We start from the raw sequence: 12,233 nt of genomic DNA, 5'->3' as shown, positions 1-12,233 counted from the left end.
GCTTTTAAGTCTAGTCGATCAGCTTAGTTCTTGCTTTTATCGACGATTTGGTTGGCCTTAATCCACGGCATCATCGCGCGCAATTTGGCGCCGACTTGTTCGATCGGATGTTCGGCGTTCAAGCGACGGCGCGCGGTCATTTCCGGGTAGCCGGTTTGGCCTTCCAGGATAAATTGCTTGGCGTATTTGCCTTGCTGGATGTCTTCCAGGGCTTGTTTCATCGCCCAACGGCTTTCTTCGTTGATGACTTTCGGACCGGTCACGTATTCGCCGTACTCGGCATTGTTGGAGATCGAGTAATTCATGTTGGCGATGCCGCCTTCGTACATCAAGTCCACGATCAGTTTCAGTTCGTGCAAGCACTCGAAGTAGGCCATTTCCGGCGGATAGCCGGCTTCGGTCAGGGTTTCGAAACCGGCTTTGACCAGTTCGACCGCGCCGCCGCACAATACCGCTTGTTCGCCGAACAAGTCGGTTTCGGTTTCGTCGCGGAAAGTGGTTTCGATGATGCCGGAACGGCCGCCGCCGATCGCCGAGGCATAGGACAGACACAATTCCTTGGCCATGCCGGACGCATTTTGGTGAATCGCGATCAAATCCGGGATGCCGCCGCCTTTGACGAACTCGGAACGTACGGTGTGGCCGGGTGCTTTCGGGGCGATCATGATCACGTCCAGGTCTGCGCGCGGCACGACTTGGTTGTATAAAATCGCAAAGCCGTGGGCGAAAGCCAGGGCCGCGCCTTGTTTGATGTTCGGTTCGATTTCTTCCTTGTACAGCTTGGATTGAAATTCGTCCGGGGTCAGAATCATCACCACGTCGGCGCCGGCGATGGCTTCCGGTACGTCCTTGACGGTCAGGCCGCTGGCCTGGGCCTTGCCGACGGACGCGGAGCTAGCGCGCAAGCCGACGACGACGTCGACACCGGAGTCTTTCAGATTGTTGGCATGGGCATGGCCTTGCGAGCCATAGCCGATGATGGCGACTTTCTTACTGCGGATGATCGAAAGATCGGCGTCTTTGTCGTAATAAACTTGCATAGGTTCTCTCGTTACTCTGGTGTGAATTAAAAATTTTATCGACTTTCTGGGAGTCGCCGTCACGCGGAGTACCAATCTAGCGCGGTACTCCGGCGACGCTCATAGGTGTAAGCCTTTTTCGCCGCGGGAAATGCCGGTCGGGCCGGAGCGCACCACTTCGATGATGCAGCCTTCCTCGAAGCCGTGGATGAAGGCGTCCAATTTATTGGATTGGCCGGTCATTTCCACGATGTAACTGTTGTGGGTGACGTCGATGATCTTGCCGCGAAAAATATCCACCATGCGTTTGACTTCCTCGCGGGTGTCGTGGCTGGTTTTGATTTTGACCAGCATCAGCTCGCGCTCTATATGCGCCGATTCGGCCAGGTCGATCAATTTGACGACATCGATCAATTTATTCAGTTGCTTGGTGATCTGCTCGATGATTTCGTCGCTGCCGCTGGTGACCAAGGTCATCCGCGACAGGCTGGGATCTTCGGTCGGCGCCACGGTCAACGATTCGATATTGTAGCCGCGCGCCGAGAACAGTCCGGCGACGCGCGATAGCGCGCCGGCTTCGTTCTCGATCAGGATGGAAATAATGTGCCGCATCACGATAACTCCCTGTCGACCGGAGTGCCGGGCGCGACGCGCAATTTCATGTCGTGGTGGGCCTTGCCTGCTTCTATCATCGGATATACGTTCTCGGTTCTATCGGTAATGAAATCCAGGAACACGGTTCTGTCCTTCATTTCAAAGGCTTGTTTCAGTGCGTCGCGCACTTCTTCCGGTTTCTCGATGCGCATGCCGACATGGCCGTAGGCTTCGGCGAGTTTGACGAAGTCCGGAATCGTGTCCATGTAGGAGTGCGAGTAGCGGCTTTGATAGGAAAATTCCTGCCATTGCCGGACCATGCCCATGTAACGGTTATTCAGATTAACGATCTTGACCGGCGTGTTGTATTGCAACGCGGTCGAAAGCTCCTGTATGCACATCTGAATGCTGGCTTCGCCGGTGATGCAGGCCACGTCTGCTTCCGGAAACGCCAGCTTTACGCCGATCGCGGCCGGCAAGCCGAAGCCCATCGTACCCAGGCCGCCGGAGTTGATCCAGCGCCGCGGCTTATCGAAATGGTAATACTGCGCCGCGTACATTTGATGTTGGCCGACGTCCGAGGTCACGAAGGCCTCGCCGTTGGTGACTTCGTACAATTGCTCGACCACGTATTGCGGCTTGATGATCCGGCTTTCCCGGTCGTATTCCAGGCAGCGTACCCCGCGCCAACTGTCGATCAGCTTCCACCAGTTTTCCAGGGAGGCCTTTGACGGTTTGTCCTTGCTGTCGCGGATCAACTCGAGCATTTGCTTCAGCACCGGTTTGACTTCGCCGACAATCGGCACGTCCACTTTCACGGTCTTGGAAATCGAGGCTGGATCGACATCGATATGAATGATCTTGGCGTACGGGCAGAACTCGGTCAACTTGCCGGTAACCCGGTCGTCGAAGCGCGCGCCGACCGCCAGGATCACGTCGCTTTCGTGCATCGCCATGTTGGCTTCGTAAGTCCCGTGCATGCCCAGCATGCCGACGAATTGCTTGTCGGTGGCCGGATAAGCGCCCAGACCCATCAAGGTGTTGGTGATCGGAAAGCCCAGCAATTGAGTCAGCTCGGTCAATTCTTGATGGCCCTCGCCCAGGATTACGCCGCCGCCCGAATAAATGATCGGGCGTTGCGCGGCCAGCAGCATATCGACGGCCCGCTTAATCTGGCCCTTGTGGCCGGTCACCACCGGGTTGTAGGAGCGCATCACGATTTTTTTCGGGTACTTATAAGGTACCTTGATGTTTGGGTCGGTGATGTCCTTCGGCACGTCGACCAATACCGGGCCGGGGCGACCAGTCGTTGCCACGTAAAAGGCTTTTTTCATGGTCTCGGCGAGATCGTTGACGTCCTTGACCAAAAAGTTGTGCTTGACGCAGGGGCGGGTGATGCCGACCGTATCGACTTCCTGGAACGCGTCGCTGCCGATCACCGGCGACGGCACTTGTCCGGAAATAATCACCATCGGAATCGAATCCATATACGCCGTGGCGATGCCGGTGACGGCGTTGGTGGCGCCGGGGCCGGAAGTCACCAGCACCACGCCGGGCTTGCCGGTGGCGCGGGCGTAGGCGTCCGCCGAGTGGGCCGCGGCTTGTTCGTGCCGGACCAGGATGTGCTTCACGTCGTCTTGATGGAATATGGCATCGTAGATGTGCAATACAGAGCCACCCGGATAGCCAAATACGAATTCGACACCTTCATCTTTAAGACATTGGACAAGAATTTGCCCGCCACTGAGTTCCAATTTTAAGCCCTCGAAAACAATACGGATCGCACGGATACGGATTTACAAAAAAGGTTGGATAAGCTACTGTCTTTGGTCGTTTTCGTCAAGGAAAACCCAGGGTTTCGCTTGGATTTTGCCGACACTGCAATTTAGGGTCGATCGTCATGAAGCGATGCATGGCGAATTAAACTGGGAGCAAGAGGTCTCGAAGCCGTTTCAGCGAAGGGCGTTGCGCGAACTTTCGATCCAGTTTGTCCGGTTCGGGCGGGATGGGTTCCTATTCGCTGATTACTTTCCACATTTGTCACGCTATTCGCTATTTATTTTGTTGCGGTCTTCCAAGGATACGACCAGTCGGGGGGGGGCTGCGTTGTTTACTTGGCGATTCCAACACGGAAATCGGCCGTTTGTCGGCGCTGAAACTTTCGAATTGGACTAGAGTTAACGACTTCTAATCGACTGTCGGAAACATTTCATGTTCGAGCGCTTGATAACGCATTGGGTTTATGGCGGCGCGTTGGCCGGGTTACTATTATTGATGTTATTCCCGTTGTTGACCGCGGGGTGGTCGATGCCGCTCGCGCTGACGTTTCTGCATCTGCCGATGTATATGCTGCATCAGTACGAGGAACACGATCAAGACCGCTTCCGAACTTTTTTCAACCGGACCGTCGGCGGCGGCAAGCCCGTGCTGTCGTCGTTGGCCGTGTTTATCATCAATGTCCCCGGCGTTTGGGGCGTCATCGTCATTGCCACCTATTTGGCGGTGCTCCACGAGCCGGGTCTGGGTTTGATCGCAGTCTATCTGGCCGTCGTCAACGGTCTGGTCCACATCGGTCACGCCTTGGCTTTCAAAATGTACAATCCCGGACTTGCGACCGGCGCGGCGCTGTTCTTGCCGGTAGGTGCTTACAGTATTTGGCAGTTTCATATGGCCGGGGTCGCGGGATTTGTGGCGCACGCGACCGGCATCGCGGTTGCCGTTGCCATCCATGCCGGGATTATCGTTTACGTCCGTAGCCGGGGCGCATTTGAGGGTCGCGCATGAAGCACGCGATTTGGCCAGGCGACCGATGCGCCGAGGTCGGCTGACCTACGTTCGTATCGACGCTTTGCGAGTTTTGTGTTCTCTTAAAAGCCTGTGCGCTCGTTCCGGATCCAGTATATTCGAATTGGCGGGGTTTGAGTTTTGCGGTATTCACCAAAATAGAGCGTTAAATTCAGCTTAATTGCACCTAGTTGGTGCTTAAGCGGCTGTTTTATAAGCAGTAAAAGGTTGGAAATAATGGCGGTATATTCTAGGCTTGATATATAATTTTCCTTCCTTAATCACTGAGTCATAATCTATGTATGCATTACAAAACCCTGTTTTTGATACCGATATTCCAGAGTTGCGGTTAAGCGGTATTAATGGTTATTCCATTCTAGGCGACCGTATTACGCTGAATATTGGTGAAATTGCCAACCACCGGTCGTTCGGGAATCTAAGCGGCACGCTTTCGGTGGAACTCTGGGCGCTGAATCAAGCGTATCAGGGCGGCGGTTTCAGCGGCATTCCGTTGGCTGGCGTCGTTATCGGCGAATTGCATGGTCAACATGCGATTGGGCCTGCTTCGTGGGATCTGGCGTTCCAAGAGCCCGGCGAAGGATACTGGCAACTGACGCTGATGTTGCGCGAGTGGAATGGCATGGCTTACGAGACGCGCGATTTCGTCAATTTCGCGGCACCGTACCGTCCGGTTAAAACCGCCGTCCGGCAAGCTTCGAACAATGTCATCGAAGTGAGTTTCATCGAGTACAAGCATGCCGAAGCCAGCGATAACCAATCGGGACGCTTTGTCGAGAACGACTACTTCTTGCAAGCCCAGGCGCTCAAACCGGCGGCCGCCGAACTGTTGTTACTGGGCAATTGCGGTTATGACGTTCAAAATGGGCGGATTCGGTTGAATGTAGGTGAAATTGCCAACCGGCGCGGCGCGGACAATATCAGCGGTACCTTGGCGTTGGAGTTATGGGCGCTCGATCAAGCCTATCAAGGCGGGCATTTCGACGGTTACGCGGTGGCCGGCGTCCGGGTCGGCGAATTGGCCGGTCGGCAAGGTTTGCGCGAGCTGAGTCTGGAAACCGAATTTTGCGAGCCGCCGGTCGGTCGCTGGCATTTGAGTCTCATGTTGCGGGAATGGAACGGAGTGGCTTACGAAACTCGGGATTGCATCAATTTCGCGGTCCCTTACACAGTGGCGCCGAAACCGGTCGCGGTTCGCAAAGAGTCGGACAATGTCATCAATGTTCAGTTCGGCGACACCAAAAAATCGACAGTCACGCCAGTCGAGCCGGTAGCGCTTGCCGGCGCGGAGCAGGCGTCGAGAGCGTCGATCAACCAAGCAACCCTGGACGAATTGGGCGCGCTAAAGGGCGTGCCGAAAAAGACCGTCGAAAATATTGTCGCTGCGCAACCGTTCGCCTCGTTCGACGACCTCTCCAATGTCAAGGGCGTCGGCCCGAAATTACTGAAATTGTTGCGCGAGCTGTTTGCGTTGTAAATGTTCCAGATTGAGCGGCGCGCGGCTTCGAAAGCACTTTCAGCGGTTTTGATCGCCGATTTGATTGCCAAGCGCGCTCGGGCATGCCGGCGACATTGCCGGCATGCCTTGGGCAGGTTTATCTAGCGACATTGCCCGCACACACTTTGCAGAAGTTTGGCGACTGAAATCGGATTCCCATCTCGCCGCCATTTCGACGATAATATCCGGCTTTGTCATTGTCGCCGGACCTCTAAATCCCAGTCATGAAGCTGGAAAAAATCAAACTCGCGGGCTTTAAGTCCTTTGTCGATCCGACCACGATTCCGATTCAGGGCAACCTGACCGCGATCGTCGGGCCTAACGGCTGCGGCAAGTCCAACATCATCGACGCGGTGCGTTGGGTGATGGGCGAGAGTTCGGCCAAGCATCTGCGCGGCGGCAATATGGCCGATGTGATTTTCAACGGTTCGTCCGGGCGCAAGCCGGTGAGCGTGGCGTCGGTGGAATTGGTGTTCGACAACGCCGAAGGCAAGGCCGGCGGCGAGTATGCGCAATACGCGACGATTTCGATCAAGCGCCAGGTGAGTCGCGACGGCCAGTCGCAATTCATGCTGAACGGCAGTAAATGCCGGCGCAAGGACATCACCGACTTGTTTTTGGGCACCGGCCTGGGTTCTCGCAGCTATGCCATCATCGAGCAGGGCACGATCTCGCGGATGGTGGAAGCCAAGCCGGAAGATCTGAAGCTGCATATCGAGGAAGCCGCCGGCGTTTCCAAATATAAGGAAAGGCGTTCGGAAACCGAAACCCGGATGCGCCATACCCGCGAGAATCTGGAGCGGTTGAACGACCTACGCGACGAGGTCGACAAGCAAATTAAGAACTTGGCCAAGCAGGCGGAAAAGGCCGAAAAATACACCGAACTCAAAAAGCAGGAGCGCCGCTTCAAGCAGGAATTGCTAGCGATGCGTTGGCAAAGCTTTCAGCGCAACGCTCAGCAACTCGAAGCCAAGCTACAGACGATCGCCGAGGAGCATAACCGCTTGTTCGTGTCGCTGCGCGATACCGAAAAGGCGATGGAGCTGAAGCGCGGCGAGCAAAAAGCCCAGCAACAACATCTGGATAGCACTCAGGCCGAATATACCGCCGTCGTGGCCGAAGTCAGCCGGCTGGAACAGGCGATCAAGCACAATCAAAAAAGCCACGAAGAAACCTTGATCGAAATCCAGCGCTTAAAACAACAAGCGGAACAGGCGAACATCGAATGCGAGCAGGATAGGCAACAACTGGAAGAAATCCGCCAGACTTTGCTGGAAGCTGAGGAGACGATGATCGTCGCCAAGGAACGTGAGGAAGACTTGCTCGGCATCCAACAGGACGCGCATCTGCAAAAACAGCAATGGCAGTTGCGTTGGGAAGAATTCTTGGCCGAGAACGCCGGTTACCGCGAGCAGGCCGAAGTCCAGCGGACCAAATTGGTGCAGTTGGAAAATCAGAATCGTCAGTTGCAGGCCCGTTTGGATAAGTTGCGCGGCGAGCGCGGTGAGTTGGCCGATACCCAGTTGCAACTGGCTTTGGATACGCTGGATAGCAGTATCGAACTGATCGAAACCGAACGCGAACAGTTACAGCGGCAACTGGAAGCGGTGTTGCAGCGCATCGCCGAACTGCGCCCGGAGATTAAGCAATTACACGATAGCTTGCACACCAATCGCGCCGAGCTGCAGAAAGTCAACGGCAAGATCAGCTCGTTGGAATTGCTGCAGCAACACGCCATGGGCAAGGACAAAAAAGACTTGTCGGCATGGCTGGAACAGGTCGGATTGGAGCAACAACCGCGGCTGGCCGAGTTTCTTGAGGCCGATGAGGGCTGGGAAACTGCGGTCGAAACGGTGTTGGGCAGTTATCTGGAAGCGATTTGCGTCGACAGCACCGAAACGATTCTTGGAGAGTTGCAGGAATTGAGCAAGCAGTCGCTGATCGTGTTCGAAACTCACACCGTGCCGTCGGTCGCCGCTTTAAACGCGTTGGCCGGCAAGGTAAACAGCCGTTGGTGCCTCGATAGTTTGTTGAGCGGCATCTACTGTGCCGATTCGATGACGCAAGCCCGCCAAATGGCCTTGCAGCCGCACGAGTCGGTAGTGTTGGCGGACGGCACTTGGCTGGGCCGGGACTGGATCAAAATCAGTCGCGGTAGCGACAGCAAGGCCGGGGTGCTGCATCGCGAAAAAGAGTTGCGAGAACTGAAGCTGCGCCAGGGCGAATTGCAGATGGCGATTGCCGAGGATGAGCAGCAATTGGAACACTGCGAGCAAGCATTGAAGGCCGCCGAGAGCCATCGCGAACAATATCAACAAAAAGATAAACTGCTGGGTGCGGAACATTCGGCCAAGAGCGCCGAATTCAGCGCCCAATCGGCTCGTCTGGAACAGCAGCAACGCCGCGCCGCCCAGCTCGATCACGAAATCGAAGAGCTGAGCGGGCATCTAGGCGAAATTGTCGAAAGTATTTCCGAAGCGGAGCTGATTAAACAAGATGCCGAGCAGGCACTGGGCGATTTGGGCGAGAAGAAAGCGCAACTGGAAGAGTTGAACCGGCAAATTCAGGCTCAACAACAAAATACCGATGCCTCGGTCGGCGAGGCCCGGCATCATTTACAGCGCTTGCATGCGCAGATCGAGTCGATGAAGTCGTCCGAAGTGCTGACCGTCAAACAAATCGAGCGTTTACAGTCTCAGCATCGGCAAGCGGCCGATCGCATCGCCGAACTGGAAAGCAAATTGCAGTTCGCACTGGAGCCGATGGACGACGAGAAAATGCAGCTCGAGGAATTGCTGGAGCGTAAACGCCAGATCGAAGATCTGTTGCAATCGGAACGCCGGGCTCAACAAGCCAGCGAACAAACTGTCAGCGAGCTGGCCGAGCAATATTCCCGCAACCAACGCGAGCTCGAAAAGCAGAAAGAAGCCTTGGACAAGGTGCGCTTCGAGCAGCAGGACAGCAAGGTCAGGCAACAGACCGTCGCCGAACAATTGGCCGAAGTCGATGCCGACCCAGAAGTTATTTTGAGAGCTTTGTCGGACGGAGCCAGCGAGAGTCAGTGGAAACGCCAGGTGGACGATCTGGCCGAGCAAATCGAGCGCTTGGGTTCGATTAATCTGACCGCGATCGAGGAATATAAAACCCAATCCGAACGGATGAAGTTTTTGAACGAGCAGCACGACGACTTGGTCGACGCGTTGAACACGCTGGACCAGGCCATCAGCAAGATAGATCGCGAAAGTCGGCAGCGTTTCAAGGAAACCTTCGACAAAATCAACGACGGACTGAAGGAAAAGTTTCCGCGCCTGTTCGGCGGCGGCCAGGCTTATCTGGAATTGACCGAGGACGACGTACTGGAGGCCGGCGTCAACATCATTGCCCGGCCGCCCGGCAAGCGCAACAGCTCGATACATTTGTTGTCCGGCGGCGAGAAGGCGCTGACCGCCGTCGCGCTGGTGTTTTCGATTTTCGACCTGAATCCGGCGCCGTTTTGCTTGCTGGACGAAGTCGATGCACCGCTAGACGACGCCAACGTGGTGCGCTTTTCCAAGATGGTCGAGGACATGTCGTCTACCGTCCAATTCTTGTACATTTCACACAACAAAGTCACTATGGAAATTGCAAAACATCTGGCAGGTGTTACCATGAAGGAACCGGGCGTGTCCCGTTTAGTGGCTGTAGATATCGATGAAGCGGTAAGCATGGCGGAAAGCTAATGGATAAAGAACTACTCAGAGTCGTGATTATTTTGATCGGCGTGCTGGTGATGATCGGCATGGTGTTGTGGCATTTCGTCAAGGGTTTGCGCGACAAACGCGCGGCCGACGATTATTACGACGACGATCGCTACGACGAAAGAGACGACGAATTCGAGGTCGAAGCCGATGAAGACGAAATGGATTTGTTCCGGGTCGGCGAAGATCTGGTGGATGGCGATGCCTTGCTCGACGATAGGGCGATTCAGCCGACGCCCAAGCAGAGCACGCCGTCGCGGCCGGAGCCGAGCGCGAGCGTAAAACCGCAACCTAGCGTAAAGCGTTCCGAGTTGCCGGCGCTGATCGAATTCAGCATCGTTGCCCGCGCCGACGAGGGTTTCAAGGGAGAGGACTTGTTCGAGGCTTTCGAACGCGTCGGTTTGAAATACGGCAGCGTTAAGGTTTTCGAGCGCGTCGATAAGAACCGGATGGTGGATTTCGCGGTGGCCAGCATGGTCGATCCCGGTACCTTCCCCGACGACGATCTGGAAAACTTTTATTGTCCCGGTATTGTGTTCTTCATGCAGCCGCGCGAGGTCGAGGCACCGTTGGCGGTTTTCGACGACTTCATGGAAACCATGGACACCTTGGCCGAAGAATTGGACGGCGTGGTTTGGGATAATCAGCGCCAACCGCTGACCGCCGAAACCGTCGATCATTTCCGACAACTGATGATTAAGGCTTCCTGAACGCTCCGCCCTCGCCGCGACGGCGGTCTGCTCTTTAACCGAAATAACTCAAACGAAATCACCTGACTCAGTGGACCAGAAACATATTCGAAATTTCTCCATCATCGCCCATATCGATCACGGTAAATCGACGTTGGCGGATCGCTTCATCCAGATTTGCGGCGGGTTGAGCGACCGGGAGATGGAGTCGCAGGTGCTCGATTCGATGGATCTGGAACGCGAACGCGGCATCACGATCAAGGCGCAAAGCGTCACATTGGATTATCAAGCCGGCGACGGCGAAACCTATCAACTGAATTTCATCGATACGCCCGGCCACGTGGATTTTTCCTACGAGGTTTCCCGCTCGCTGGCGGCCTGCGAAGGCGCGCTGTTGGTGGTGGATGCCGCGCAGGGTGTCGAAGCGCAAAGCGTCGCCAATTGCTATACCGCGATCGAACAAGGCCTGGAAGTCGTGCCGGTGTTGAACAAAATCGATTTGCCGTCGGCGGAACCCGAGCGGGTGATGACCGAGATCGAGGATGTAATCGGTATTCCAGCCGACGAGGCTTGCCGGATCAGCGCCAAAACCGGTTTGAATGTCGAGTCGGTGCTGGAGCAGTTGATTCACAAGATTCCCCCGCCCAGCGGCAACGAAGCAGGGCCGTTACAGGCCTTGATCATCGACTCCTGGTTCGACAACTATTTGGGGGTGGTGTCGCTGGTGCGCATCGTCAACGGCAGCCTGCGCCGCAAGCAAAAGATCACGGTGATGTCGACCGGCAAGTCCTATCTGGCGGAAAAACTGGGTGTGTTTACCCCCAAACAACTGGAAAAGCAGGATTTGGGGACTGGCGAGGTCGGTTTCGTTGTTGCCGGGATTAAGGATATCTTCGGAGCGCCGGTCGGCGACACGATTACCGGCGCCGACAATCCGGCCGCGGAAGCCTTGCCCGGTTTCGAAAAAGTTCAGCCTAGGGTATTCGCAGGTTTGTATCCGGTCAGTTCCGACGATTTCGGCGCGATGCGGGAGGCGCTGGACAAGTTGCGTCTTAACGATTCGGCGTTGAATTTCGAGCCGGAGACCTCGCAAGCCTTGGGTTTCGGTTTTCGCTGCGGTTTCCTGGGCATGCTGCATATGGAAATCGTTCAGGAGCGCTTGGAGCGCGAGTACGATATCGATTTGATCACGACCGCGCCGACGGTGGTTTACGAAGTCGAGACGCATAACGGCGAAGTGTTGATGGTGGATAATCCTGCGAAGTTGCCGGATCCAGGCACCATTACCGAAGTGCGAGAACCGATCATCTTGGCGAACATTCTGGTGCCGCAAGCCTATCTGGGCAGCGTGATCAATCTGTGTATCGAAAAGCGCGGCGTACAAAAAAATATGCAATACGTCGGCGGTCAGGTGAGTTTGAACTACGAACTGCCGATGAGCGAAGTGGTACTGGATTTCTTCGATCGTCTGAAGTCGGTCAGTCGCGGCTACGCTTCGTTCGATTACGAGTTTGTCCGTTTCGAGCCGGCGCCTCTGGTGAAACTGGATGTGTTGATTAACGCCGACAAGGTCGATGCCTTGTCGATTATCGTGCATCGCGATCAGGCTCAGAATCGTGGCCGCGATCTGGTCGAGAAAATGAAAGACCTGATTCCGCGCCAGATGTACGAAGTGGCGATCCAAGCCGCGATCGGTTCCAAAATCATCGCCCGCTCCACGGTCAAGGCGATGCGGAAGAACGTGACCGCCAAATGCTACGGCGGCGACATCACCCGTAAGAAAAAGCTGTTGGAAAAACAAAAGGCCGGCAAAAAGCGGATGAAGCAAGTGGGTAGTATCGAAATTCCGCAGGAAGCCTTTCTGGCGGTGTTGCAGGTCAACAAAGAATAGTGA

8 protein-coding genes are annotated in these 12,233 nt (G+C 55.4%); 5 read left to right on the top strand and 3 right to left on the bottom strand.

Annotated elements, in window-relative coordinates; genetic code table 11:
- Window positions 1–23: 23 nt before the first annotated feature.
- From ilvC to ACQE3D_RS17180, 3 genes are all read right to left on the bottom strand, one after another.
- The gene (gene ilvC / locus ACQE3D_RS17190) at window positions 24–1,040 is read right to left on the bottom strand and encodes a ketol-acid reductoisomerase (RefSeq protein WP_071155408.1); all 1,017 of its coding nucleotides are present in this window, start codon (window positions 1,038–1,040) and stop codon (window positions 24–26) included.
- 99 nt (window positions 1,041–1,139) lie between these two features.
- Entirely contained in the window at window positions 1,140–1,631 is a 492-nt protein-coding gene (gene ilvN, locus ACQE3D_RS17185; RefSeq protein ID WP_064026222.1) for an acetolactate synthase small subunit, read from the bottom strand.
- A complete protein-coding gene (locus ACQE3D_RS17180) occupies window positions 1,631–3,367 on the bottom strand; it encodes an acetolactate synthase 3 large subunit (RefSeq protein WP_064026224.1) in 1,737 nt (578 codons plus the stop codon). The genes ilvN and ACQE3D_RS17180 overlap by 1 nt, the downstream gene beginning before the upstream one ends.
- Before the next feature lie 457 nt (window positions 3,368–3,824).
- On the opposite strand from ACQE3D_RS17180, the gene ACQE3D_RS17175 reads away from it, so the two are divergent.
- The 5 genes from ACQE3D_RS17175 (at window position 3,825) to lepA (ending at window position 12,230) form a co-directional block, all read left to right on the top strand.
- A complete protein-coding gene (locus ACQE3D_RS17175) occupies window positions 3,825–4,397 on the top strand; it encodes an HXXEE domain-containing protein (protein WP_064026228.1) in 573 nt (190 codons plus the stop codon).
- Window positions 4,398–4,695: 298 nt separating this feature from the next.
- Complete coding sequence (locus ACQE3D_RS17170; RefSeq protein WP_427551015.1) at window positions 4,696–5,892, top strand: ComEA family DNA-binding protein; 1,197 nt, start codon at window positions 4,696–4,698, stop codon at window positions 5,890–5,892.
- Between the two features lie 245 nt (window positions 5,893–6,137).
- Window positions 6,138–9,632, top strand: coding sequence for a chromosome segregation protein SMC (smc, locus tag ACQE3D_RS17165; RefSeq protein WP_313729628.1), 3,495 nt, complete (start codon window positions 6,138–6,140; stop codon window positions 9,630–9,632).
- Complete coding sequence (locus tag ACQE3D_RS17160) at window positions 9,632–10,360, top strand: cell division protein ZipA C-terminal FtsZ-binding domain-containing protein (protein ID WP_071155420.1); 729 nt, start codon at window positions 9,632–9,634, stop codon at window positions 10,358–10,360. Before smc ends, ACQE3D_RS17160 begins: the two co-directional genes overlap by 1 nt.
- Before the next feature lie 70 nt (window positions 10,361–10,430).
- Complete coding sequence (lepA, locus tag ACQE3D_RS17155; RefSeq protein ID WP_313729629.1) at window positions 10,431–12,230, top strand: translation elongation factor 4; 1,800 nt, start codon at window positions 10,431–10,433, stop codon at window positions 12,228–12,230.
- The last annotated feature ends 3 nt before the right edge of the window (window positions 12,231–12,233 follow it).

Source organism: Methylomonas sp. MS20 (assembly GCF_050275925.1).
Classification (GTDB): Bacteria; Pseudomonadota; Gammaproteobacteria; order Methylococcales; family Methylomonadaceae; genus Methylomonas; species Methylomonas koyamae_A.
Note: the sequence above shows the minus strand (reverse complement) of the source record. Positions and strands in the feature narration are given on the sequence as shown.